Origin of the sequence: Mycobacterium pseudoshottsii JCM 15466 (genome assembly GCF_003584745.1) — a bacterium.
GTDB classification, from domain to species: Bacteria; Actinomycetota; Actinomycetes; order Mycobacteriales; family Mycobacteriaceae; genus Mycobacterium; species Mycobacterium marinum.
This window is the reverse complement of sequence record NZ_AP018410.1, coordinates 1,327,408-1,352,812: the sequence shown is the minus strand read 5'-3', so window position 1 is coordinate 1,352,812 and position 25,405 is coordinate 1,327,408. Positions and strand designations below refer to the sequence as shown.

General features: G+C 66.8%; 21 protein-coding genes and 2 pseudogenes. 12 read left to right on the top strand and 11 right to left on the bottom strand.

Translation table 11 applies throughout. The features are described from left to right. Positions 1 to 30: 30 nt before the first annotated feature. Entirely contained in the window at positions 31 to 1,275 is a 1,245-nt protein-coding gene (locus MPSD_RS06165) for a type VII secretion-associated protein (protein ID WP_020788519.1), read from the bottom strand. After that, positions 1,272 to 4,952, bottom strand: a complete 3,681-nt coding sequence (eccCa, locus tag MPSD_RS06160) for a type VII secretion protein EccCa (RefSeq protein ID WP_086084781.1) — start codon at positions 4,950 to 4,952, stop codon at positions 1,272 to 1,274. Before eccCa ends, MPSD_RS06165 begins: the two co-directional genes overlap by 4 nt. A gap of 114 nt (positions 4,953 to 5,066) precedes the next feature. On the opposite strand from eccCa, the gene eccD reads away from it, so the two are divergent. Together eccD and mycP4 are read left to right on the top strand one after the other, a co-directional pair. After that, the gene (eccD, locus tag MPSD_RS06155) at positions 5,067 to 6,449 is read left to right on the top strand and encodes a type VII secretion integral membrane protein EccD (RefSeq protein ID WP_174524054.1); all 1,383 of its coding nucleotides are present in this window, start codon (positions 5,067 to 5,069) and stop codon (positions 6,447 to 6,449) included. Continuing rightward, the gene (gene mycP4, locus MPSD_RS06150; RefSeq protein WP_036426882.1) at positions 6,446 to 7,819 is read left to right on the top strand and encodes a type VII secretion system ESX-4 serine protease mycosin MycP4; all 1,374 of its coding nucleotides are present in this window, start codon (positions 6,446 to 6,448) and stop codon (positions 7,817 to 7,819) included. Before eccD ends, mycP4 begins: the two co-directional genes overlap by 4 nt. On the opposite strand, the pseudogene eccB reads toward mycP4, so the two are convergent. After that, positions 7,709 to 9,216: pseudogene (eccB, locus tag MPSD_RS06145) on the bottom strand (type VII secretion protein EccB). The gene mycP4 and the pseudogene eccB sit on opposite strands and share 111 nt — an antisense overlap. Before the next feature lie 112 nt (positions 9,217 to 9,328). Here eccB and MPSD_RS06140 point away from each other — a divergent pair. From MPSD_RS06140 to MPSD_RS06115, 6 genes and pseudogenes are all read left to right on the top strand, one after another. Next, positions 9,329 to 10,133: pseudogene (locus MPSD_RS06140) on the top strand (cutinase family protein). A gap of 31 nt (positions 10,134 to 10,164) precedes the next feature. After that, positions 10,165 to 10,860: a cutinase family protein gene (locus tag MPSD_RS06135; RefSeq protein ID WP_036426885.1), complete on the top strand. Its 696-nt coding sequence runs from the start codon at positions 10,165 to 10,167 to the stop codon at positions 10,858 to 10,860. 259 nt (positions 10,861 to 11,119) lie between these two features. Beyond that, complete coding sequence (locus MPSD_RS06130) at positions 11,120 to 12,778, top strand: purine-cytosine permease family protein (protein WP_086084778.1); 1,659 nt, start codon at positions 11,120 to 11,122, stop codon at positions 12,776 to 12,778. 170 nt (positions 12,779 to 12,948) lie between these two features. Next, a complete protein-coding gene (locus tag MPSD_RS06125; RefSeq protein ID WP_086084787.1) occupies positions 12,949 to 14,109 on the top strand; it encodes a PPE family protein in 1,161 nt (386 codons plus the stop codon). Positions 14,110 to 14,174: 65 nt separating this feature from the next. Further along, the gene (locus tag MPSD_RS06120) at positions 14,175 to 15,317 is read left to right on the top strand and encodes a PPE family protein (protein WP_086084777.1); all 1,143 of its coding nucleotides are present in this window, start codon (positions 14,175 to 14,177) and stop codon (positions 15,315 to 15,317) included. 270 nt (positions 15,318 to 15,587) lie between these two features. Beyond that, on the top strand, positions 15,588 to 17,063 hold the full coding sequence (locus MPSD_RS06115) for an amino acid permease (RefSeq protein ID WP_086084776.1): 1,476 nt from the start codon (positions 15,588 to 15,590) through the stop codon (positions 17,061 to 17,063). Between the two features lie 15 nt (positions 17,064 to 17,078). On the opposite strand, the gene truA is transcribed toward MPSD_RS06115, so the two are convergent. The 8 genes from truA to infA all read right to left on the bottom strand — a co-directional run bounded on the left by truA (position 17,079) and on the right by infA (position 21,659). Beyond that, a complete protein-coding gene (gene truA / locus MPSD_RS06110) occupies positions 17,079 to 17,996 on the bottom strand; it encodes a tRNA pseudouridine(38-40) synthase TruA (protein WP_369797364.1) in 918 nt (305 codons plus the stop codon). Next, positions 17,923 to 18,492, bottom strand: a complete 570-nt coding sequence (gene rplQ / locus MPSD_RS06105) for a 50S ribosomal protein L17 (protein ID WP_011739110.1) — start codon at positions 18,490 to 18,492, stop codon at positions 17,923 to 17,925. The genes truA and rplQ overlap by 74 nt, the downstream gene beginning before the upstream one ends. Before the next feature lie 60 nt (positions 18,493 to 18,552). Further along, entirely contained in the window at positions 18,553 to 19,596 is a 1,044-nt protein-coding gene (locus MPSD_RS06100) for a DNA-directed RNA polymerase subunit alpha (RefSeq protein ID WP_086084775.1), read from the bottom strand. An 85-nt stretch (positions 19,597 to 19,681) separates the two neighbouring features. Further along, positions 19,682 to 20,287: a 30S ribosomal protein S4 gene (rpsD, locus tag MPSD_RS06095; protein WP_020788531.1), complete on the bottom strand. Its 606-nt coding sequence runs from the start codon at positions 20,285 to 20,287 to the stop codon at positions 19,682 to 19,684. Between the two features lie 18 nt (positions 20,288 to 20,305). Next, a complete protein-coding gene (gene rpsK, locus MPSD_RS06090; RefSeq protein WP_011739107.1) occupies positions 20,306 to 20,722 on the bottom strand; it encodes a 30S ribosomal protein S11 in 417 nt (138 codons plus the stop codon). 3 nt (positions 20,723 to 20,725) lie between these two features. Continuing rightward, positions 20,726 to 21,100: a 30S ribosomal protein S13 gene (gene rpsM, locus MPSD_RS06085; RefSeq protein WP_011739106.1), complete on the bottom strand. Its 375-nt coding sequence runs from the start codon at positions 21,098 to 21,100 to the stop codon at positions 20,726 to 20,728. A 190-nt stretch (positions 21,101 to 21,290) separates the two neighbouring features. Next, complete coding sequence (gene rpmJ, locus MPSD_RS06080; protein ID WP_003879483.1) at positions 21,291 to 21,404, bottom strand: 50S ribosomal protein L36; 114 nt, start codon at positions 21,402 to 21,404, stop codon at positions 21,291 to 21,293. Between the two features lie 33 nt (positions 21,405 to 21,437). Then, the gene (gene infA / locus MPSD_RS06075) at positions 21,438 to 21,659 is read right to left on the bottom strand and encodes a translation initiation factor IF-1 (protein ID WP_003418601.1); all 222 of its coding nucleotides are present in this window, start codon (positions 21,657 to 21,659) and stop codon (positions 21,438 to 21,440) included. A gap of 247 nt (positions 21,660 to 21,906) precedes the next feature. Here infA and MPSD_RS06070 point away from each other — a divergent pair, with 247 nt between their 5' ends. From MPSD_RS06070 to rfbC, 4 genes are read left to right on the top strand one after another with little or no spacing between them, the layout of a single operon-like run. After that, positions 21,907 to 22,803 (top strand): LLM class F420-dependent oxidoreductase, encoded by an 897-nt coding sequence (locus MPSD_RS06070; RefSeq protein ID WP_117421004.1) that lies wholly within the window; start codon positions 21,907 to 21,909, stop codon positions 22,801 to 22,803. A 26-nt stretch (positions 22,804 to 22,829) separates the two neighbouring features. Beyond that, entirely contained in the window at positions 22,830 to 23,690 is an 861-nt protein-coding gene (locus MPSD_RS06065; RefSeq protein WP_015354709.1) for an LLM class F420-dependent oxidoreductase, read from the top strand. 9 nt (positions 23,691 to 23,699) lie between these two features. Then, positions 23,700 to 24,695, top strand: coding sequence for a dTDP-glucose 4,6-dehydratase (rfbB, locus tag MPSD_RS06060; protein ID WP_011739103.1), 996 nt, complete (start codon positions 23,700 to 23,702; stop codon positions 24,693 to 24,695). Between the two features lies 1 nt (position 24,696). Beyond that, positions 24,697 to 25,302, top strand: a complete 606-nt coding sequence (gene rfbC, locus MPSD_RS06055) for a dTDP-4-dehydrorhamnose 3,5-epimerase (RefSeq protein ID WP_012392974.1) — start codon at positions 24,697 to 24,699, stop codon at positions 25,300 to 25,302. Positions 25,303 to 25,405 lie beyond the last annotated feature (103 nt).

The window sequence follows — 25,405 nt, the reverse complement described above, 5'->3', positions numbered from 1 at the left end:
TCCACCCGGATGCCGCCCACCGTGCCCGGATCAGTGGACCGCGTGCGCGGATCGCACGGCCCGTTCACACACCTCGCGAATGGCCTCGGCCGCGCCGGTTCGGCTTTGGCATCCAATGCTGATCCGTACCGCCGCGTCCAGCACCACCGTCCATCGCACGTCGTGCCCGGTACGCACCTCCCGGTAGGTCACCGCAGGCCGGCCGGCGCTGACACCGGAGGGATCGAAGTCGACGAACACACCGGCGGGTTCGGCGTCGATCGCCCGTTTCAGCCGCTCCGCGGTGCCCGCAAGCGTCTCCCCCGGCACCGGCGATTGGGTCACGTGCAGGGCTACCTCGGGATCTGCCGGCGAGGTGATCTGTACCCGCATTGACCCGGGTCCCCCAATCACACGCTGCGTCGGCCAGCCCGTGGGAATCGCGACCGCGACGTGGCCCTCCACCAAAACCGTCGTCGGCGTTGCCGCAACCGCGGACACCGCGCGCCGGTCCGGCCGGGCAAGACCCGCCACCATGAGGACGGCCACAACGGTCGCGCCGATGCCGGCCACCGCTGGGCCCGCCAATCTCGTGATGCTCCGGTGCGGCGGTGCTGGAGCGGACCCCAACACCGGCTCCGTGGTCGCCGACCTCGCCAATCCGATCAGTCGCGGATCGTTGACCTGCGCGATGCGCTGGCCGCCGACCAGGGCGGCGCAGATCGATGCCCCAAGCTCGGATGCCCCGGCAACCGCGCCCGGCGCGTCGATGACCACCGCTGTCCGGATGCCCGGCGTCATCGCGTCAACGGCGGCGGCGACCTCTTCGGCGGTGCGTTCGGGCTCGGCGCGACGCGGCACCGCGGTTCGATGCTCGCCGACGACCGCAACCAACCGATCGGCGATCTCGACCACGACGGTGGCCTCGGTTGTGGCCCGCCGCAACAGCCAGGACCGCGGTCGCAGCCAGACCTGGGCTGCGCGGTCAACGTGTGTGTCATCGGCTTCGTCGCCCGCGGCCCGGGCGGCGCGGGTAACCACGGCGACGCGCGCCGCCGACCACCACGACGGATGCACAACGATCATGCCGGCGCGATGGCCTTCGGCCAGGCGACGCAGGGTGGTCGACCAAAGGGACCACACCTGGACCGGCCGGTCACCCACCAACGCCACCGGGTCGTCGATGGCAGCCAGCGCGGCCGCGCACACCTCGATGTCAGCGACAGTCTCGGTGCCACAACACAGTCGGCGGATTGCCTGCGGGCCCGCCTCGATCATGGCGCGGTGCGCGTTCATCCGGGCTCAGTCCAGGCCACTTGGACCAGCCGCTCGTCACCGGCCCGGGTGACCAGGACGGCGCGGCCGGGCGGCAAGGGCATCGGCCGACCGGAGCCGAACAATGGTCCCTCATCGCAACGTCCGCTCATCATCAGCGCCATGCAGCCGAAATCTCGCAGCGCGGCGAGCAGCGGCTCGAACAGGGCCCGTGTGGCTCCCCCGCTGCGCCTGGCCACGATCAGATGCAATCCGAGATCGGTTGCGTAAGGCAGGTATTCGAGCAGCGCCAGCAGTGGATTGCTGGACGATGTGCATACCAGGTCGTAGTCGTCGACCATCAGGTAGATCTCCGGCCCAGACCACCACGACCGGTCGCGCAACCGAACCTGGCTCAGGTGCGGGGCCGGCATCCGGGCCCGCAGCAATTCGACCAGCCCCGGCAGGAATGCACCCAATCCCCCCGCAGCTATCGCATGGCCGCCCAGGTACTCGGACTCGCTGAGACCGAGCAGTTCCCGCCGGAAGTCCACCAGGAAAAGCCGTGCCTGCGCAGCGGTCTTGGTCCGGGTGATCTCGCGGCACAGGGTGCGCAACGCGCTGGATTTTCCGCACGCATTGTCACCGAGTATCAGCAGATGGGCGTGGTGTTCGAAATCGACCGCGACCGGTTGTAGCCGGCGCTGCTGCAGACCCAGGAGGATCCGCCCGGATAGGGCCGCACCCGCGGCCTCGACCACGTCGCGATGCTCAACCCGCTGCGGCAACAGCGGGACCGCAGGCGCCCCCGAGCCGGCATGTTGTTGACTCACAACGACTTCAGCGACATTGGGCAATGCGATCATCATGTGCATCCCGTCGTCGCACAGGCCGCGGCCCGGCCGGTCCCGGGGTACCTGGCGCGCGCCTCGGCGATCCACCTCGGAATCAGCGGGATCCCCCAGGCGCAGCTCGATCCGGGTGCCCAGCTGATCCTTCAGTGACCCCCTGAGGTGAGCCCAGCGCGTCGCGGAGACCACCACGTGCAGGCCGTAGGAAAGTCCTTGCCCCGCCAGCGCAGTGATCGGTTCCTGCAGCTCTTCGAACTCATGGCACAGCGTGGCCCAACCATCGATCACCACAAACAGGTCGGCGAGCCGCTGGGCGCCTGAATCGGCCCGGAGCCGGCGATACGCGGCGATCGAGTCGATGCCCTGCTCACCAAAGAGCGACTCGCGGGTCCTCAGGCAAGACTCGAGTTCGGCGACGATGCCCCGGATCAGGTCCGGTTCACCCCGGCCGGCGACCGCACCGACGTGGGGCAGGTCGCGGACCGCGGCCAGGGCGCCGCCACCGAAGTTCAGACAGTAGAACTGCACCAGGTCCGGGTCGTGGGTGGCCGCCAATGCGGTTATCAGCGTGCTCAGCGTGGTGGACTTTCCCGACTGCGGCGCGCCCACGACCGCGACATTGCCCGCGGCCGCGGTGAGGTCGATGGTCAGGGGTGTGCGGGACTGATCGAACGGCCGGTCCACCACCCCGATCGGCACGGCCAGTTCAGCGTGCTCTGCCGCACCGTCGCTCAACAGCGACGCCAGCGCGGGCGCCCGGTCCAACGGTGGCAGCCAGACCTGATGCGCGCGCGGCCCGTGGCCAGCGATCCGGTCCAGCACGGTCTGCAGAACGGTTGGCCCGGTTGCGGTATCCGCGCCGTCAGCGCCGCCCGTCCTGACGTCTCCGGTGGCTTCGGAGGTGAACGGCCGCACCGCGGCAGGTAGCGCCAGAGAATCGGCATCGGGCAGGCCCGCCGGAACCGGTCCCGATACAAACGCCGTTTCGAACCGGGTCAGCTCTGCGGTGGGAGAAGACAACAGGCCGGAGCCGGGGGTGTTGGGCAGCTCAAAGGCGTCCAGCGTTCCCAGGGCGGTCCGTGACTCGATGGCGGACAGGGTCTTGAGGCACACGCGATAGGACAGGTGGGCTTCGAGTCCACGCAATCGCCCCTCCTCGAGCCGCTGGCTGGCCAGTAACAGGTGCATCCCCAGTGATCGGCCCAGCCGACCAATGGCGACGAAGACCTCGGCGAAATCGGGATGCTGACTGAGCAGTTCGGCGAACTCGTCGACGATGATGAAAAGCGTCGGCAGCGCGGCCAGGCCGGCGCCACGGCGGCGGGCATCCTCGTAGGCCGCGACGCTGACGAAATTTCCGGCCGTCCGCAACAGGTGTTGGCGCCGGTTCATCTCGCCGGCCAGCGCCTCCCCCATCCTCGCGACCAGCAGCGCTTGGTCGGCGAGATTGGTGATGACCGCGGCCACGTGCGGCGCCTTTTCCAGGTCGAGAAATGTAGCGCCGCCCTTGAAGTCGATCAGCAGTAGATTCAGTACCTCTGGCGAGTTGCGCACCATCATGCCCGGCGCGACGGTGCGCAGCAGCTCGGACTTTCCCGATCCGGTGGCCCCGATGCAGAGCCCATGTGGCCCCATCCCCCGCGCCGCGGGCTCCTTGATGTCCAGCAGCACGGGTGATCCGTCCGCGGTCGCGCCGATCGGCACGCAAAGCCGTTCGCGTTGATTCCGCTTGTGCCAGTGGCTTACCGGGTGATAGGTGGCGATTTCGCCGATGCCCAGCATCCTCGCCCAGTCGCCGGGGTGACCGCCGGCGCGGTCACCGCAACGGTGCGGCGCCAATAGGCGGGCACATACCAATGCGCTGACCTGATCCAACTCGTCGGGCCGCGTCAACGTCGTCGTTTCTCCGGCCCGCTTGACCACCACCTGCGTGCCGTCGGGTCCGCGCCCCACCTCGAGGACGGTGACACCGGCCGGCAACTGCTTGCCGTGTTCGTCGGTGTCGACGATCACCATGACCGGCAGCGCCACGGCATCGAAGGCGGCGCTGGCTTGCGTGATGTTGGGGTACACCATTCTTTCGGCCCCCACCTCGTCGTGGTGACTCGGATGCTGGTTGTGCGGCAACCATTTCAGCCACTCCCACCCCGGCCGGTTGCGGTCGCTGACCACCGCGGCGACCAGCAGCTGATCTGGACCGTGCAACACAGCCATTTGGCACACCATCGCCCGAAGCAGCGCCCGTACCCGCGCCGGGTCGCCGCCGATGGTCACCACACCGGCGCCGTGTAGCGCGATGGCGATCGGGACATCGGTAACCCGCGCGTGGGCCTCGAGGAAGCGGCGCAGCGCGCTGACGGTGACCGGATCCGATCGGTGCGGGGGTGGCAGCGGCGCGGCCACCAGGCGAGTGGCCAGCGGCTGGGTTCCAAGGCCAATGCGGATTCGGCAGAAATCGGCATCCGCGGGCCGGCGCTCCCACATCCGGGAGCCGCCAATCAACGTCCACACGGTGTCGGGTTCGGGATGGGTTCGGTTCGACGATATTCGCTGGGCTGCCGCGATTTCGGTGACGCGTTGCCGAAGCTCGCTCAGATATTGCAGATACCCCACCCGGTCTTGGTCGAGCCCGGCACCCCGGCGCCGACCGCGTGCGCTGACCGCCATCACCATCAGCGACAGCGACATCGTCGCCGGGAGGATCAACATCGTTGGGTTGCGCGCGCTCGGGGCGCCCGAGACATAGGTCGCTGCCATGGCAATCAAGGTGGCGATCGACATGGCCAGGGGCACCAGGCGCAGCAGCGGACCGGTCGACGTTGTCTGGGCCAGCTCCGGTGGTGCGGCAACCACGAGGTCCTCGGTCACAGTGCGACGACGCTAGGCAGCGGCCCGAGCGCCGGCAAGTCGCCTGTGCACAACCGGATACGACGGCGCCGGAGGCGAACTAGCGTGCCAGTGATCCACCTGTCAGGGGGCCCGATGTTGTCTGGATCCGAACCGGGATTGTGCCGTGTCGCCGTGCATTCCGGGACTGCTGTCGTCGATCTTTCGCTACCGGCGGCACTCCCCGTCGCCGAGTTGATCCCCGCCATCGTCGAGAGTCTGGGCGGCCGCGATATCGGCGCGGCGCCCACGCGCTATCAGTTGTGTCCACTGGGCGCGGGGGCGCTCCCGCCGTCAAAGTCTTTGGCGCAAAGCGGCATTCGAGACGGCACCGTCTTGTCGTTGAGCCGTTGCAGCGCCGAGCCGGCACCCGGGCCGCATGATGACGACGCTGAGGCGGTACTGGCAACGCTTCGCGGTAGCACCCGGCCGCCGTCGCGGCGCGCCAAGGAACTCACCGGCGCGCTGACCGCGGGTGGGGTTGGCGGGGTCGGCGCCGTGCTGCTGGTTCGCGACGCGCTGGGCAACACCGACCGCCACGGCGCGGCAACCGCGGTCGTGGCGATCACGTCCGGCGTCCTGGCCTTGCTCGTCGCCGGCATGACGCGACGGACCGGCCGGGAGCCTACGGCGGTGTTCACGCTGAACGTCATCGCCACGACGTTCGTGGCGGTCGGCGCACTGCTGGCGGTTCCCGGTCGGCTGGGTGTGCCGAATCTGATGCTCGCCGCGATGGGAGCGTCGGTCGCCGCGGCGCTGGCGATCCGGCTGACCGGTTGTGGTGGGGTCACCTTCACCGCCGTCATGTGCTGCGCGATCGTCATCGCCGCGGCCGCGCTATGCGGTGTGATCACTGGCGCCGCGTTGTATGTCGTCGGTTCATTGACCACGTTGGCCGCCCTGGTTGCGCTGGAAGTGTCGGCCCGCATGTCGATGGTCGTGGCAGGTTTGTCCCCAAAGCTTCCCGCAGCGCCCGGGTCCGAAGAAGCACCCGAGTTGGCGGCCCCGGATCTGTTGGCGACCAGGGCCATCCGGGCCGATCGCTGGTTGAACGGCCTGCATGGCGGATTCTCATCGGCTGCGGCCCTGGGCGCCGTCGTCGCCGTGCTTGGCAGTCAGCGCGCCATCGGACTCACCGCGGTCACCGGCGCGGTGTTGTTGCTACGTGCGCGCGCGCAGGTCGACGGGAGGTCCCGGTTGATGTTTTTGATCGCCGGATATGTCGCGGGCACAGCCGCATTCGCTGTCGCGGCCCCCGGCCTCGCCCAGCACGGGCCGTGGATCGCCATCCTGACCGCGGCATTGACCGCCCTGGCGCTGCATCTGGGGTTCATCGCGCCCACCCGGCCGCCTTCGCCCATCGCTTGTCGACTCATCGATGCGCTGGAGTTCAGCGCATCGGCCAGCCTGCTGCCGCTGGCCTGCTGGACCTGCGGTGTCTTCAGCGCCGTTGGTGGCCTGGGACTGACGTGGACATGACCTCGCGATTCGGACACCTGCTGGCGGCGTGTGCGCTCGCCGCACCGTGCTGGTGCGCCATGCCGGCGGCGCACGCGGTGACACCACCCCCGGTGGACGAAAGATGGTTGCCGCAACCCGCGCCGCCGGGCCCGCCCAGCCGCACCCAGCAGCGCGAGGTGTGTGCGGCGGCTACCTGGGCACCCGAGCGACCCGAGGCCGCCGCCCAACTCGCCGGCCTCGACCTACCCGAAGCGTGGCGGCTCACTCGCGGATCCGGTCAGCGGGTGGCCGTGATCGACACCGGGGTGGCACACCACCGACGGCTGGCACACCTGGTGGCGGGAGGCGACTATGTCTTCACCGGAGACGGCACCCAGGATTGCGATGCGCACGGCACCATCGTCGCCGGCATCATCGCCGCCGCACCTGACTCCGCGACAGACCAATTCAGCGGTGTGGCTCCCGATGCCACGGTGATCGGCATCCGCCAGTCCAGCGCCAAGTTCTCCCCCGTCGGCAACCGCTCCAGCACCGGAGTCGGCGACGTCGACACCATGGCCCGAGCCGTTCGCACGGCTGCCGATCTGGGCGCATCGGTCATCAACATTTCGACGATTGCCTGTGTTGCGGCCGAGAGCCCACCCGATGACCGAGCCCTCGGCGCGGCTTTGGCGTACGCCGTCGATGTGAAGAATGCCGTCATCGTGGCCGCGGCCGGAAACACCGGCGGTGCCGCCCAGTGCCCATCCCAGCGCCCCGAGACATCCCGGGATACCGCGACCGTCGTCGTCAGCCCCGCCTGGTACGACAACTACGTGCTGACCGTCGGTTCGGTCAATGCCAACGGGGAGCCCTCGGCGTTCACCCTGCCCTCACCCTGGGTCGACGTCGCCGCCGGCGGCGAGAACGTGACCTCGCTCAACCCCGTCGGCGACGGAACCGTGAACGGCCTTGACGACCACGGTGGCTTCCGACCGCTGTCGGGCACCAGCTACGCCGCTCCCGTGGTCAGCGGACTGGCCGCGCTGATTCGCGCTCGGTTTCCAGCGTTGACCGCGCGCCAAGTCATGGCGCGGATCATCTCGACCGCCCATCATCCGCCCCATGGCTGGGATCCCTTCGTCGGCAACGGCACCGTCGATGTGCTGGCGGCGGTGAGCAGCGACCCCGCCGTGCAGCCGGCTCCGGCCCAGCCAGGTTCGCCGACCCCAGCCGCGCCGGTCACCACGCCGCCCACCCAACCGGATCGCCGGGCCCGGATTACCGCATTGAGCGGATCAGCGATCTGCTTGATGGGGTTGCTGGCGGCATTGGCCTCCCGGGCATTCGGTGGCCGGTCCGGGAGCCGGCACCGGCGGATCCACCGCGACGACGTCGTAGGCGACTGACGCGCTCGCCCCGCTCAGTTCCGGCCCCTCCGGCAATGTCGCCAACATCGGCCACGGCGCCGCCGTCGGAGTCAACAGCCCTAGGTGACGCGCCGTGTCCTCGTCGTGAATCAGATACCGCACTCCGGCATCGGTGACGAGGTAGCGCCGGCCCAGGGGGCACCCGAACCGGAGAGCCCGCGCGATGTCACATAGGCGCTGCGGCCCGGCGGCAGGTAGACGGCGTCCAGCGCGGGGCCGCGCCCGTCGGCCTGGACCAGGGGCAGCGCCCTCGCCCCAGCGGGCACGGGCAGACCGTCGCCGGCCAGAAACGCGACGTCGGGGCGACTTGCGTGCCTGCTCACCCAACTCAGGCACAACGTGGTGACGCCGGCGTCCAGCGGTTCGGACACCGTGTCGGGATACCCGGTGACCGGCAACGTCTCAACGATGGGCGCGGCACGGATCACGTCGGGGGCCACCGCGATCGCGTTGGCCGCCCCCTGCGAGTCGCTGAAACGCAGCAAGTCAGCGGCGACCTGGCCGATCCGCTGCACGCCCTGCGCCAACACCACGTAGTACGCAGCGCCACCCCCCGCTGTGATACTCAGCACAGTGCCGACCGAGAAACCGAGTTTCCCGGCCAGCGCCGGTTCGCCCGCATGGCCGATCCGCAACACGCTGATCGGCGGAACTTCCGGCACCGCGCTCAGCAACGACCGCGAGACGCGGTAGGGGGTCCGGCCTTCCAGCCGCAGCGCCCGCCGAACCGTGGGATCGGCCAGATCGACCACGGCCCGATGCCCGTCGTAGAGCAGATACGCCGGCGAACCCGACTCGGTCGCCACCAGAATGGTCTGCTCGGCGACAAGGCGACGAACCGACTGCTGGGCCGGACGCCCCACCAACAGGGTGGTCGCCGCACCACGGTCGGTGTCGCAGATCGTCCACGCCGACTCCTGCACCGGCAGCGACTGGCCAACGAACTGAGGTGCCCCCGGGATGCCCAGCAGCGGGCCACGTTTGGCGCGGATCACCTCCGCCTCGCGCACCGGTTTTGGGTTGGCGCCGGTCCCGGCGATCAAACGGGCCGAGGCCAGGTTGAGCACCGGATGCCAGGTATCGCCCACGCGCACATACAGCGCGCCGGATTCGCGGCCCACCACGATCTGGGCATCGCCCAGCCCGACCTGCGGCCGCAGCAAAGCGCTGATCACACAGCCCACGAGGACGACGACCGAAAGCACGCAGCCCGCCGCCAATGACACCGCGGACGCCCGCGGGCGCCCGTCGGCCGGGTCCAGACCCCCGCGCAGCAACGCGCACTCGAGGCGCCGGACCAGAAAGCGGTAGGCGCTGACCTGCAGCCACGTCGTCGGCCGGCCAGGCGGCCAGCCCCGAGAATCCCCCGCATCCACACCGCCACGCTAGGCAGGTGAACGCGACATTCTTTGCGTTCATCCACAGGCCCGGGCCGGGGCCCGATTCGTTCGAGGTTTTACGAAGTCCGATTGCGGGTAAAATTTCGGCGTGAACAAGCACCCATTGGCCGTGCTGGCCGGCGCTCTGGTCACCGCGACCGGCCTGTTGGCCGCCCCCCAGCATCACTGGAACCGCCATCCCGTCGGCGTCCGCAGCGGACTGCCCCGACGCCGAAGTCGTGTTCGCACGCGGAACCAGCGAGCCACCCGGCATCGGCCGGGTGGGTGAGGCCTTCGTGGACTCGTTGCGCCAGCAGACCGGCAAGAACATCGGTGTGTACGCGGTGAACTACCCCGCCAGCCGTTTGCAGCTGCACGGCGGCGACGGAGCCAATGACGTGATTTCACACGTCAAATCGATGGCCTCCTCCTGCCCCAACACCAAGATCGTGCTGGGCGGCTATTCACAGGGCGCCGACGTGATCGACATCGTGGCCGGAGTCCCGTTGGCCGGCATCAGCTTTGGCAACGAGCTGCCCGCCCAGTACGCGGACAACATCGCGGCGGTCGCGGTGTTCGGCAACGTGGCCAACCGCTCCGGCGGATCATTGACCACCCAGAGTTCGTTGCTGGGTTCCAAGTCCATCGACCTGTGCAACCCCAGTGACCCGATCTGTCACTCCGGCCCCGGCAACGATTGGAACGGGCACACCGACGGTTACGTCCCCACCTACACCACCCAAGCGGCGAGTTTCGTTGCGGCCAAGCTGGCCGCATCGTCGATGGCACCGGTGGTCCAGTTGCCTGGGCCCGTGCCGCGGGCGCCCGGCCCCGCTCCGCAGGCCCCCGGACCCGCTACGGCATCGCCCGGAACCCCAGTCGGGGCGACAGGCACCCTCGTCGGCGCTCACTGACCCACTGTCAGCAAGCCCGTAAAATTGCGCCATGTGGCTATTTCCCCTGGACGCACAGAAGTGGGCGCGCTCGGGTCGCGGCCGAACACGACTCGCACGGCGCTGTGCCGGGTTGGTGGCCACCACGATTGCGGCGTGCGCGGTATTGCTCGCGTTTCCATTGGCGCCTAAGGCAGCCGCGGCCTGCCCCGATGTCCAGGTGGTTTTCGCCAGGGGCACCGGCGAACCACCCGGTCTCGGCCGGGTGGGCAACGCCATGGTGGCCTCGCTACGGCAGAAGACCGACCAGAGCATCGGCGCGTACGCGGTGAACTACCCCGCCAACAAGGACTTCCTGGCGGCCGCCGACGGCGCCAACGACGCCAGCGACCACGTCCAGCAGATGACGAATGAATGCCCCAACACCAAACTGGTGCCCGGTGGTTATTCCCAGGGTGCCGCGGTCATCAACATCGTTACCGCCGCACCCCTTCCCGGCCTTGGCTTCACCCAGCCGCTGCCGGCCCAAGCCGCCCAGCACGTGGCCGCGGTCACCCTGTTCGGGAACCCATCGGGCCGAGCGGGTGGATTGATGACGGCGCTGAGCCCGCACTTCGGCGGCAAGATCCTCAACCTGTGCAACACCGGCGACCCGATCTGCTCGGACGGCGACCAGTGGAAGGCCCACACCGGCTACGTTCCGGGCCTGACCAACAAAGCCGCCAGTTTCGTCGCAGGCCGGATCTGAATCAGCCCCACTCGCGAATCGGCCGAGCCGATTCAGCGCGCTTGTGAGGCGACTGGGCAAGCCCTTGGGCTTGCCTGTACCGGAACGCTTCCGGTGGCAGACCCCTGCGACCAGGGTTACGATCACGCTGAACCTCAACGAGGCGTACCGAACGCGCCAACGAAGGTTCTCTTTGCCGCTGTACACGAAGGCAAGTGCGCGATGCGCGCCGTGGCGATTCTGATGCACCATTGTCCGGCGATTGCGCCCAGGAGGATCGATGCAGGATACCGACGTATCGCAGGTATCACCCTCAGCCCCTGCGGATCTTGCTGAAATCACGGCGGCCAAGGAAACCCTCGAGGACTACACGCTGCGGTTTGCGCCGCGCAGCTACCGCCGGTGGTCGCCGGCGGTCGTCGGGATCTCCGCCCTGGGCGGTATCGCCTACCTGGCCGACTTCGCGATCGGCGCCAATATCGGGATCACGTGGGGAACCACCAATGCCCTCTGGGGCATAGCCATCTTCGCCGCGGTGGTCTTCACCACCGGATTGCCCCTGGCCTACTACGCGGCCCGCTACAACATCGATTTGGATCTGATCACCCGTGGCAGCGGTTTCGGCTACTACGGGTCGGTGGTGACCAACGTCATCTTTGCCACGTTCACCTTCATCTTCTTTGCACTCGAAGGTTCGATCATGGCCCAGGGACTGAACCTGGGTCTGCACATTCCGTTGTGGCTGGGGTATGCCTTCTCGACGCTGCTGATCTTTCCGCTGGTGATATACGGCATGAAAGTTCTTTCACAGCTGCAACTTTGGACCACGCCGCTGTGGCTGATCCTGATGATGGCCCCGTTCGGCTACCTCTTGATCAGCCATCCCGAGTCGGTCGCGCAGTTCTTCGCCTACGCAGGCAAGGACGGTCGCGCCACGGCCAGCATCGGCTCCGCACTGATGGCGGCGGGCGTATGCCTGGCGCTGATCGCTCAAATCGCGGAGCAGATCGACTATTTGCGGTTCATGCCGCCACGGACGCCCAAGAACTCACGTCGGTGGTGGGCCTGGATGCTGCTGGCCGGGCCCGGCTGGGTCATCTTCGGCGCGGCCAAACAGATCATCGGCCTGTTCCTGGCGGTCTATCTGCTCTCCAACGTCGCCGGTGCGGCCGATTTCGCCAATCAACCGGTCCGCCAATTCATGCAGATCTACCGCAACTTCATGCCGGGTTGGCTGGCGCTGACATTGGCGGTGATCTTGGTGGTGCTCAGCCAGGTCAAGATCAACGCGACGAACGCGTATTCGGGTTCGCTGGCCTGGACGAATTCATTCACCCGCGTCACCAAGCACTACCCCGGGCGAGTGATGTTCCTCGGCGTGAATCTCACGATTGCCCTGATCCTGATGGAAGCCAACATGTTTGACTTCCTCAACACAATCCTCGGCTTCTACGCCAACTGCGGCATGGCCTGGGTGGTGACGGTGGCATCTGACATCGTCTTCAACAAGTTCCTGCTCGGCCTGTCGCCGAAGACACCGGAGTTCCGTCGCGGCATGTTGTATGCCATCAACCCGGTTGGCTTCGGGTCGATGCTGTTGGCAGCGGGCCTTTCGATCGTCGCGTTCTTCGGCGGCCTCGGTGAGACGCTGCGCCCGTACTCGCCGTTGGTGGCGATCAGCGTCGCCTTGGTGATGCCACCGATTCTGGCCATTGCCACCAAGGGCAAGTACTACCTGCGACGCACCCACGACGGCATCGAGCTGCCCATGTACGACGAGCACGGCAACCCGTCCGCCGAGCACCTGAATTGCCATGTCTGCCGGCAGAACTTCGAGCGACCCGATATGGCGGCCTGCCAGACCCACGATGCTCACGTTTGTTCGCTGTGCCTGTCCACCGACAAACAGGCCGAACACGTCTTGTCAGCCCATCCCTAACCCGACGATGTGGAGCCACAAGTAAATCGTGCCGAACTTTTGCCTTTGGCGATTGTTTCTATTGGTCATATAATCGGGGCCTTGTTGCTTGTGGGTGATCAATAGTTCCCGTTGATCCGACGACGGCGATGTCGCAGGAGGCTGCACTCACCGCTGTTGAGGAGGATCTCGTGGTCGTTGACACCTCGCCGGTCGACGCCGGCGGCTACGTGTCCGTCCCCGTGCTCCTCTCTGATTTCGGCTCGCTGTCGCCGGAGATCAACTCCGGGCGCATCTACGCCGGTCCGGGATCTGGACCAGTGCTGGCCGCGGCGGGAGCCTGGGATGCGCTGGCCACCGAGTTGGGCGCCACCGCATGCGGATACAGCTGCGTGATCACCCAATTGACGAGCTTGCCGTGGTCGGGGCCCGCCGCCGCGGCCATGCTTACCGCGGTCACGCCGTACGTCTCCTGGTTGACCACGATGGCCACGCGCGCCGAACAGACCGCCATGCAGGCCAGGGCCGCCGCGGCGGCCTATGAGGCGGCCTTCGCGATGACCGTGCCCCCGCCGGCGATTGCAGTCAACCGAGTCCGGTTGCTGGCGCTGATCGCAACCAATTTCTTCGGGCAGAACACGCCGTCGATCGCGGCTACCGAAGCCGAGTACGCCGAGTTCTGGGCGCATGACGCCACCGCGATGTACTGCTACGCCAGCACCTCGACGTCGTTTCTGGCACTACCCGCCTTCCCCGGGCCACCACGCACGACCGACCCGGCAGGATTGGCCGGACAGGCCGCCGCGACCAGCCAATCCGCGGCGTCGGCGACCTCCTCATCGGCAATCCAGGCGCTTACCCAAGTCTCGTCGTCGCTAGCCGCGGCCGGGCATTGGCTGCCCATCCTCTCGACCGCGGAGTGGAACACCTTGGTCAACACCTGGGGCCTGGCCTATTTCGGCGCGGGAATCTTCCAGTTGGGCACCCTGTTTGCCCAACAACTCTTGCCAGATGCTGCGGCGGCGCCGTCCGCGGCCGCGGCCGCGGCCGCGGCATCGACCGCCGTGGCCGCACAACTGGCAGCACCCGTTGCCGCCACGCCGGTTTCGGCCGTATTCGCGCGGGCGGACACCATCGGATCGATGTCGGTACCGCCAAGTTGGACCACCGCCGCACCGGCACCCACCGCCGGGGGCGCCGCGATCTCTGGCATCGACGTCGCGCCCGGGCGCCCCCAAGCACCCAACGCCCTGCTTCCCAATCTGCGCGACAACAGCCGAGCAACGACCTTCGCTCGGCGCCGATACGGCATCCGCCTGACGGTGATGTTGCGCCCACCGGAAGCCGGATAGGCACCCAAGCTTCGAGGAGAAGAGCAGATGGCACAGGCAGCCACACAGGTAGGGAGTTGATAGCAATGGACTTTGGGATACTGCCGCCAGAGATCAACTCCGCTCGCATGTACTCCGGCCCCGGCTCGTCACCCTTGTTGACGGTGGCCTCGGCGTGGAGCGGCCTGGCCGCCGAGTTGAGCGCTACCGCCAACGACTACGAGACCGTGATCTCCGGGCTGCAAAGCCAGGGTTGGGTCGAGCCTTCGTCGGAAGCGATGGCCAACTCCATCTGGCCCTATGTCGCGTGGCTGCGCGCCACTGCCGCCGCGACCGAGCAGTCGGCAAGCAAGGCTCGCATAGCGGCCAGCGCGTACGAAGCCGCCTTCGCCGCAACGGTGCCGCCGCCACAGATCGCCGCCAATCGCGCCGAACTCACCGGGTTGATCTCAACCAACGTGGTGGGCCAAAACAGTGCCGCGATAGCCGCTGCGGAAGCCCAATACGGCGAGATGTGGTCCCAGGATGCCGCGACCATGTATGCCTATGCCGCCAGCTGCGCAACCGCCACGTCCGTGACACCGTTTGTGTCGCCGCCGCAAACCACCAGCCCGACCGCGGCGGCGACACAAGCCGGCACCCTCGCCCGGGCCGCCGCCACCACCGCCGGTACCGCACAGAGCACCTTGTCACGGCTGATCTCGGAGGTACCGGGTGTGCTGCAAGCCCTTACGTCGCCGTTGGCCTCGGCCGCATCATCGACGGCCGGCCCCATCGAGCGGTTCTTGGAGTGGTACGCGCCGTTCGCAAATTTCTTCTACGACACCCTCGGCCTGCCGTTCTTTGGCGCCGGCATCACCAGTTTCTTCGCGGCAACGGCCAAGACGGCGGGGGCGATTGGCCCCGCGGCCGCCGCACCAGCGGCCACCGTCGCCGCCACGGGTGCGGCCGAAGCGGTGGGCGCTGGGCCGGTTTCGGCGAGTCTGGCTCAGGCCAGCACGGTCGGCAAGCTGTCGGTACCCCACACCTGGGAAGGGGCCACCCCGGCGACAAGCCCCACCACCGCATCGAAATTCATCAGCGACGTGATCGAACCGGAAAGCGTGGAGGCGGGCGGCAACGTCATCGGCGGAGTGCCGATGCCCGGTCCAGGCGAAGGTTCGGCGGGTGCGGGTCCCCGCTACGGGGTACGCCTCACCGTCATGCCTCACCCACCGTCGGCGGGCTGAGTTGAGCACACATCTCGGGCATGGGGCAGCCGCCACCCGAGCGCCGGGTCTGGGTGGTTGCCCCGGCCATTCCACATCACTGAGCACCCGCGGATTCCGGGCGCCGCCGCCGATCCGGCCCTCGCCCACCCATCCAGCACGCCTCGACGTCCCGCAGTCGGCTGATGCCGTGTCCACCATTCGGGGGATAACGCCTCAGTGCAGCACCGCAACGGGGCTGGTGCCTATAAACCCGACCGCTCCGCCCCGATCTGATGAGGACGCTCATTGATGCCTGAAGATGTTGCTACCTGCCAACCCACCGAATCAATGCCGCATCTTCATCGGGGTCTTTCCAACCGACACATTCAGTTGATCGCCATTGGCGGGGCGATCGGCACCGGCCTGTTCATGGGGTCCGGCCGCACCATCTCGCTGGCCGGCCCGGCGGTGATAGTCGTCTACGCGGTCATCGGGTTTTTCGTCTTCTTCGTGCTGCGCGCGATGGGCGAGCTGCTGTTGTCGAACTTGAACTACAAGTCGTTCGTCGACTGTGCCGCCGACCTTCTGGGCCCGGCGGCCGGCTACTTCATGGGCTGGTCGTACTGGTTCGCCTGGATCGTCGCGGGCATCGCCGATCTCGTCGCCATCACCGGCTGTAGCAAGTTCTGGTGGCCGGACGTACCCACCTGGGCACCGGCACTGGTCACTATCGCCGTCATGCTCTCGATTAACATGTTCGGTGTCAGCAAGTTCGGCGAGACGGAATTTTGGTTCGCCCTGATCAAGGTTGCGGCGATCCTCTGCCTCATCACCGTGGGCGCGATCTTGGTCATCACCGGCTTCACCTCGCCCGACGGCGACCGGGCGGCCCTGGCGAATCTCTGGAACGACGGCGGGTTCTTCCCAACCGGGTTCGTCGGTTTGGCGAGCGGGTTTCAGATCGCCTTTTTCGCCTATATCGGAGTGGAACTGGTGGGTGCGGCCGCGGCGGAAGCCGCCGATCCCAGCCACACTCTCCCCCGTGCGATCAACGCCGTCCCGCTGCGGGTGGCGATCTTTTATATCGGGGCCCTGCTGGCGATTCTCTCCGTCGTCCCGTGGCGACGGTTCGCCAGTGGCGAGTCGCCGTTCGTGACCATGTTCGCCTTGGCCGGACTCGCCGCGGCCGCATCCGTCGTCAACTTTGTCGTCATCACCTCGGCCGCGTCCTCGGCGAACTCCGGCGTGTTCTCCACCGGCCGCATGCTCTATGGCCTGGCCGACGAGGGCAGCGCGCCGGGAATCTTCGGTCGACTCAATAGCCGCGGAGTGCCGGCACCGGCCCTGATCCTCACCGCGGCGCTGTTGTTGTCCGCCATCCCGCTGCTCTACGCCGGCGGTTCGGTGATCGGTGCCTTCACCCTGATCACCACCATCTCGTCGCTGCTGTTCATGTTCGTCTGGACGATGATCGTGATCAGCTACCTCGTCTATCGGCGCCGACACGCACAACGCCACGCCGATTCGGCTTACAAGGTGCCCGGTGGCGTGGTGATGTGCTGGGCCATACTCGGCTTCTTCGTATTCGTGATCTGGACGCTCACCACCGAAACCGAAACCGCGACCGCATTGGTGTGGTTCCCGCTGTGGTTCGTGATCCTCGGGATCGGCTGGGCGCTCGTCCGGCGCCGCCCCGGCCACCTCGAGCAATACCACCGGTTCCAGGCCGAAATGAACGGCACCGCCGAGGGGGTACTCCCGCCCGATGCCTCAGCCCGGACCTAGTCGATACGTAATAAGTCAGTCGGTACGCGAGCGCAGATCGCGGGTAATCAAGACCCGCGATGCGAGCTGGTCATCGGGCGGATAGTCCACCTTGGCCAGGACCAGACCGTGCGCCGGTGCGGCCGCGAAGTCACTGGAACGCGCGGTAGTGGTGAGCAACTCGCGACACCAATCTGGCGTACGCCGGTGTTCGCCCACGGCCAGCAGCGCGCCCACCAATGAACGCACCATCGACCAGCAGAACGCGTCGGCGCTGACCTGCGCGGTGACCAGGTGCCCGTTGCGCGACCAGTCCAGCCGTTGCAGGTCACGGATGGTGGTAGCCCCCTCGCGACGGCGGCAGAACGCGGCAAAATTGTGCAGTCCCAATAACTCTCGGGATGCCACCGTCATCGCATCGATGTCCAGCTCCCGCGGCCATACGGTCACATAGCGAGCCTGCTGCGGCTCGACACCGTAGGGGGCCGTCGACAAGCGGTAGACATAATGGCGGCGAAGTGCCGAAAATCGGGCATCGAAAGCCGTTGGCGCACGCGCGATATCGAGGACACGCAGATCAGCCGGCAAGAAGCGGGCCAAACGTCGCACCAACGGCAGGAATTCCGGATCGCCCGCGCGCGCCGAACGCGAATAGGCGTTCGGCAACGCGTCGACTGGAACATCGGCGTGGGCCACCTGGCCGGTGGCGTGGACCCCCGCATCGGTACGCCCGGCGGCACGCAGGCGCACCGGTGTGCGCAGGACCGTCGTCAGCGCCTCATCAAGGACGCCAGCGACCGTACGCTGCCCCGTCTGCGTCGCCCAGCCTGCGAAATCCGTACCGTCGTAGGCAATGTCGAAGCGCAGACGAACTGCGTCACTAATTCTGCGGTGCCTCGTCAGCGTCGGTGTCAGCGGAGCCGGCCTCGGCGTCGGTGGCCTCGGCGTCGGCAGGCGCTGCCTCGGCTTCGGTAGCGGCCACCGCCTCCTCGGCCGCCGGCTCCTCGGCTGCCTGCGGCTCCGAAGGCGCGTCCTGCGATGCGGCCTGGGAGGCTTTCACCCGTCGTGCCCGGTCGGCCTCAGACGTCACCGTCTTCTCCCGCACCAACTCGATCACCGCCATCGGGGCGTTGTCGCCCTTGCGCGGTTCGACCTTGATGATGCGGGTGTAGCCGCCCTCACGATCGGCAAAGAACGGCCCGATCTCAGCGAACAGGGTGTGCACCACGTCCTTGTCGCGGATCTTCTTGAGCACCTCGCGCCGATTGTGCAGTGCACCCTTCTTCGCGTGGGTGATCAGCTTCTCCGCGTACGGCCGCAACGCCCGCGCCTTGGGCTCGGTGGTCTTGATTCGGCCGTGCTCGAACAGCGAGGTGGCCAGGTTGGCCAGTAGCGCCTTCTGGTGCGAGGACGACCCGCCGAGGCGAGGGCCTTTGGTGGGCTTGGGCATTGCGGCTATCTCCTATTCGGGGCCGGTCCCCGTATCAGGTAGGACCGGGACGGATCTTGGTTAGAGCTGTTCGGTTTCGGCGTAGTCCTGGTCGTCGTAGGCGCCCTCGGTCGACCAGGTACCGGTGGCCACGTCGTAGCCTGCGACCTCAGACGGGTCGAAGCTCGGCGGGCTGTCCTTGAGCGGCAGGCCCAGCTGGTGCAGCTTGACCTTGACCTCATCGATCGACTTCTGACCGAAGTTGCGGATGTCGAGTAAGTCCGACTCGGTGCGCGACACCAGTTCGCCGACGGTGTGCACGCCCTCGCGCTTGAGGCAGTTGTACGAGCGCACGGTCAGATCCAGGTCGTCGATCGGCAGTGCGAACGAGGCGATGTGGTCGGCCTCGGCCGGCGACGGCCCAATCTCGATACCTTCGGCCTCGACGTTGAGTTCACGTGCCAGACCGAACAATTCGACGAGCGTCTTGCCCGCAGATGCCAGCGCGTCGCGCGGGGTGATCGAATTCTTGGCCTCGACATCGAGGATCAGCTTGTCGAAGTCGGTGCGCTGCTCGACACGAGTCGCGTCCACCTTGTAGGTGACCTTGAGCACCGGCGAGTAGATGGAATCGACCGGGATGCGGCCGATTTCGGCGCCCGAAGCCCGGTTCTGCACTGCCGGGACGTAACCGCGGCCGCGCTCGACGACGAGCTCGACCTCCAGCTTGCCCTTGTCGTTGAGGGTGGCGATGCGCATGTTGGGGTTGTGCACCGTGACACCGGCCGGCGGCACGATGTCGCCCGCGGTGACCTCACCGGGCCCCTGCTTGCGCAGGTACATGGTGACCGGCTCGTCTTCCTCCGAAGAAACGACCAGGGCCTTGAGGTTCAGGATGATGTCGGTGACATCTTCCTTGACTCCGGGCACCGTGGTGAACTCGTGCAGCACGCCGTCGATGCGGATGCTGGTGACGGCTGCCCCGGGAATCGAGGACAGCAGCGTACGACGCAGCGAGTTGCCAAGGGTGTAGCCGAATCCGGGTTCCAGCGGTTCGATGACGAACTGGGACCGGCTGTCGGTGAGGACTTCCTCGGACAGAGTCGGCCGCTGAGAGATCAGCATGGTGTTCTTGTTCTCCTTCTCGGCACCCGCTATTTGATGCCGTTAGGTGATCCGTCGCTGCGGCCGCAGCGACGGAAGACGGGGCTTACTTCGAGTAGTACTCGACGATCAGCTGCTCGGTGAGCGGGACCTCGATCTGTGCCCGCTCGGGCAGCTGGTGGATCAGGATGCGCTGACGCTCCCCCACGACCTGCAACCAGCTCGGGATCGGACGGTCACCCGCCGTTTCGCGCGCAATCTGGAACGGCGCCGTGTTGAGCGAGTTGTCCCGCACATCGATGATGTCGTACTGCGAAACCCGGTAGCTGGGCACATTGACGTGCACGCCGTTGACGCTGAAGTGCCCGTGGCTGACCAGCTGACGAGCCATCCGGCGGGTACGTGCCAACCCGGCCCGGTATACGACGTTGTCGAGCCGGCTCTCCAGGATCTTCAGCAGCTCCTCACCGGTCTTGCCGGAGTGGCGAACGGCCTCTTCGTAGTAGCGGCGGAACTGCTTTTCCATCACGCCGTAGGTGAAGCGGGCCTTCTGCTTTTCCTGCAACTGCTGGCGGTATTCACTGTCCTTGATCCGGGCGCGGCCGTGCTGGCCGGGCGGGTAGGGACGCTTTTCGAATGACTGGTCGCCACCAACGAGGTCGGTGCCCAGCCGGCGCGACTTGCGGGTGACGGGTCCGGTGTAACGAGCCATTGGTATGTCCTCCTAGACCTAGACGCGCCGACGCTTGGGCGGGCGGACACCGTTGTGCGGCTGCGGGGTGACATCGGAGATCGCACCGACCTCCAGGCCAGCGGCCTGCAGCGACCGGATCGCGGTCTCGCGGCCCGAACCCGGCCCCTTCACGAACACGTCGACCTTGCGGACACCGTGCTCCTGGGCCTTGCGCGCGGCGTTCTCGGCGGCCAGCTGCGCTGCGAACGGTGTCGACTTGCGGGATCCCTTGAAGCCGACGTGACCCGACGACGCCCAGGCGATGACGTTGCCCTGCGGGTCGGTGATCGTCACGATCGTGTTGTTGAACGTGCTCTTGATGTGCGCGGCACCGTGCGGGACGTTCTTCTTTTCCCGGCGGCGGGTCTTCTGGCCCTTCTTGGGGCCCGTGCCGCTGGCTTTCTTCGGTGGCATCGGTTACCTGGCCTTCTTCTTGCCTGCGATGGTGCGCTTGGGGCCCTTACGGGTCCGCGCGTTGGTCTTGGTGCGCTGGCCACGTACCGGCAAACCACGGCGGTGCCGCAGGCCCTGGTAGCAGCCGATCTCGATCTTGCGACGAATGTCGGCCTGCACCTCGCGGCGCAGGTCACCCTCGATCTTCAAGTTCGCTTCGATGTAGTCACGCAGGTGCGTCAGCTGGTCGTCAGTGAGATCGCGAGTGCGCAGGTTACGGTCAATGCCCGTAGCTGCCAAGATCTCGTTCGACCGGGTACGGCCGACGCCGTAGATGTAGGTCAGGGCGATCTCCATCCGCTTGTCGCGCGGTAGATCGACGCCGACTAGTCGAGCCATAGGTGGCGTTTCCTCTTTTTCTCAGCGGAGGTCTTATCCCAGTCCGTTCCCGCAAGGTTTGCGGGGCCCAGCCTCCGTCCGGGCGCGGATGAGCTGGCCCATCACTATTGATGCCAGCCGCTCATTGGTGCTGGGAGGTCTGCATTCAGTTGTCTGCGCTTCGCGCTAGCTAGCTGCTGCTAGCCCTGGTCTACCCCTGCCGCTGCTTGTGGCGCGGATCGGAGCAGATCACCATGACCCGCCCATGCCGACGGATCACCCTGCACTTGTCACAGATCGGCTTGACGCTCGGGTTCACCTTCACGGCAGTCTCGGTCCTGTTCTCTGGGTGGTTTGGCTATTTGTACCGGTACACGATGCGGCCCCTGGACAGGTCGTAGGGAGACAACTCCACCACCACGCGATCCTCGGGCAGGATACGGATGTAGTGCTGCCGCATCTTGCCGCTGATGTGGGCGAGCACCTTGTGGCCGTTCTCCAGCTCAATGCGAAACATGGCATTAGGCAGGGGCTCGACCACGCGACCCTCGACCTCTATGGCACCGTCCTTCTTGGCCATTACTTTCCGGCGATCCTCACTTCTTGTTCGTGCACCTGGTTTGGCGCAGCACCCGTCCTGACCGCAAAACGTGAGCCGGTGGTGGAAATTCCGCGAAACGATCCGAGAAATTTCGGGACTGGGCACGCCAGGAGTCGGCACGAGACGTCGCACCGTCGTCCCACGATACCCGCACTGCCGCGCTCGGCGCAAAACGCCACAAAGCCGGGCCGGAATAGCCGCCCCGACCCAGCCGGTTGGACCTAGCATGCCCGCCCCTGAGACCGACTCTGACGCCAGATCTTCCGCGAATCCAGCTGCCGGTAAGCCCAACCTCGGCCGGTTCGGATCCTTCGGCCGCGGTGTCACCCCGGCCCAGGCCAGAGACATCGAAGCGCTGGGCTACGGCGCGGTCTGGGTCGGCGGGTCACCGCCGGCGGAACTGGCCTGGGTGGAACCGATCCTGGCGGCCACCACCACGCTGCAGGTAGCCACCGGCATCGTCAACATCTGGTCGGCGCCCGCCAAGCCGGTAGCCGAGTCGTTTCATCGCATCGAGGCCGCCTACCCCGGCCGTTTCCTGCCGGGAATCGGCGTGGGCCACCCGGAAGCGATCACCGAGTACCACAGCACCGGCAACGCGGTGGACGCCCTCATCGAGTACCTCAACAGGCTCGACGACTACGGGGTGCCGGCCAACCGACGGGTGGTGGCGGCGCTGGGCCCGCGGGTGCTGCGGCTCGCGGCGCGACGCAGTGCCGGCGCGCACCCCTACCTGACCACACCGGAGCACACCGGCGCGGCCCGCGAACTCATCGGCCCGTCGGCGTTTCTGGCTCCCGAACACAAAGTGGTGCTGACCACCGACGCGCAACGGGCGCGTGCCGTCGGGCGCAAGGCCCTCGACATCTATCTCAACCTGGCGAACTACCTGAACAGCTGGAAGCGGCTGGGCTTCAGCGAGCGCGACATCGCCCGCCCGGGCAGTGACCGCCTGGTTGACGCCGTGGTCGCCTACGGCACTCCCGCGGCCATCGCGGCGCGCCTCAACGAACACCTGCAAGCCGGCGCCGACCACGTCCCCGTACAAGTCCTGACCAAAAGTGAGAACCTGGTACCAGCGCTCGCCGAGTTGGCCGGGCCGCTCGGGCTGGCCGGCGCCTGAGCTTCAAGCAGGCACGGGGGAACCAGATGACCAACGCAGTTTCACTCAAACCCGAGCTGGGCCGGTTCGGCGTATGGCTGGGTAGCCGCTCCATCACCCCCGAACTCGCCGGGCAGATCGAATCACTCGGCTACGGCGCGGCCTGGATCGGCGCATCACCGGACGCCGATCTGGCTTGGGTCGAGCCCGCCTTGGAGCAGACCACATCACTGCAGCTGGCGACCGGAATCGTCAATATCTGGTCGGCGCCGGCCGATGAGGTGGCGGCGTCGTATCAGCGGATCGAGAGCGCCCACCCGGGCCGGTTTCTGCTGGGTGTCGGGGTAGGCCATCCCGAGCACACCCAGGAGTATCAGAAACCCTATGACGCGCTGGTGGCCTATCTCGACGACCTGGACAAGGCGATGGTGCCGGACAGCAGGCGGGTATTGGCGGCGCTGGGCCCCAGAATGTTGCGCCTGGCCGCGCAGCGTAGCGCCGGCGCCCATCCGTATCTGACCACGCCCGAGCACACCGGCACCGCCCGCCAGTTGGTCGGCAACACCGTGTTCCTGGCGCCCGAACACAAAGTCGTGCTCACCACCGATGCGGCGCAAGCCCGCGCGGTGGGCCGCAAGTTCATCGATTTCTACCTGGGACTGAGCAACTACGTGAACAACTGGCTGAAGCTGGGCTTCACCGAAGACGACGTGCGCAAGCCCGGTAGCGACAGATTGATCGACGCCCTGGTGGCCTACGGCACCCCTGATCAGATCGCCCGGCGGCTCGGCGAACACCACGAAGCCGGCGCCGACCATGTGGCGATTCAGGTGCTGCGCCCGTCCCGGGAGGACAAGCCGATGGCGGCGCTGACCGAACTGTCAGGGGCGCTCGGGCTCACCCGTTAGGGTTTGACCATGCGACTGCTAGTCACCGGTGGAGCGGGCTTCATCGGCGCGAACTTTGTGCACAGCAGCGTGCGCGAGTACCCCGACGACGCGGTGACCGTGCTCGACGCCCTGACCTATGCCGGCCGGCGCGAATCGTTGGCCGATCTCGAAGACGCCATCAGGCTGGTCGAGGGCGACATCACCGATGCCGAGCTGGTTTCCCAGCTGGTGGCCGAGTCCGACGCGGTGGTGCATTTCGCCGCCGAATCCCACGTCGACAATGCGCTGGACAACCCGGAACCATTCGTGCACACCAACGTGCTCGGGACCTTCACCATCCTGGAGGCGGTGCGGCGGCACGGCGTACGGCTGCACCACATCTCCACCGACGAGGTGTACGGGGACCTCGAACTGCACGACCCCGCGCGATTCACCGAGGCGACCCCGTACAACCCGTCGAGTCCGTATTCGGCAACCAAGGCCGGCGCGGACATGTTGGTCCGGGCCTGGGTTCGGTCCTATGGCGTGGCGGCCACCATCTCCAACTGCTCCAACAACTACGGCCCGTATCAGCACATCGAGAAGTTCATTCCTCGGCAGATCACCAACGTGCTGACCGGGCGGCGCCCCAAGCTGTATGGCACCGGCGCCAATGTCCGGGACTGGATCCACGTCGACGACCACAACAGCGCGGTGCGGCGGATCCTGGAGAAGGGGCAGATCGGCAAGACCTATCTGATCAGCTCCGAAGGCGAGCGCGACAACCTGAGCGTGCTGCGCACGCTGCTGCGGATGATGGATCGCGACCCCGACGACTTCGATCACGTCGTCGACCGCGTCGGCCACGATCTGCGCTATGCCATCGACCCATCTTTGCTCTACAACGAGTTGGCGTGGGCGCCCAAGCACACCGATTTCGAGGAAGGCTTGCGCACCACCATCGACTGGTACCGGGCCAACGAATCATGGTGGCGTCCGTTGAAAGACGCCGCAGAAGCCCGTTACCAAGAACGCGGTCAGTGACATGCAGGCACGCGAACTCAAAGTTCCAGGCGCGTGGGAGATCACCCCGACCATCCACGGTGATTCCCGCGGCATGTTTTTCGAATGGCTCACCGACAGCGGGTTCACCGCCTTCTGCGGTCATCGCTTCGACGTCCGCCAAGCCAACTGCTCGGTGTCGTCAGCCGGCGTGCTGCGGGGTCTGCACTTCGCCGAGCTGCCCCCCAGCCAGGCCAAGTACGTCACCTGCGTATCAGGCGCGGTGTTCGATGTCGTCGTTGACATCCGTTTGGGTTCACCGACATTCGGCCAGTGGGACTCGGTACTGCTCGACGATCGCCACCGATCGATTTACATCTCGGAAGGACTTGCGCACGGTTTCCTTGCGCTGCAAGACAAATCAACGGTGATGTACATGTGTTCGGCCGAGTACAACCCGCAGCGCGAGCACACGATCTGCGCGACCGACCCCGAACTGGCGATCGACTGGCCCCTGGTCGACGGCGCCCCTCCCAGCCTGTCTGAACGCGATGCGGCGGCCGGCAGCCTCGATGAAGTGCGCGCTTCGGGGGTCCTGCCCACTTGGGAAGAGACCCAGAGGTTCATCGACGGCCTGCGGGGTACCTAGCCAGCCTCCGCGTGCGAACCGCCCCGCCGGAGCCCAATTGTCGCCGTGGCCGGCGGTACCGACAGCATGGCCGCGCCGAATGCCCGGGTGGCTATCGCTAGCC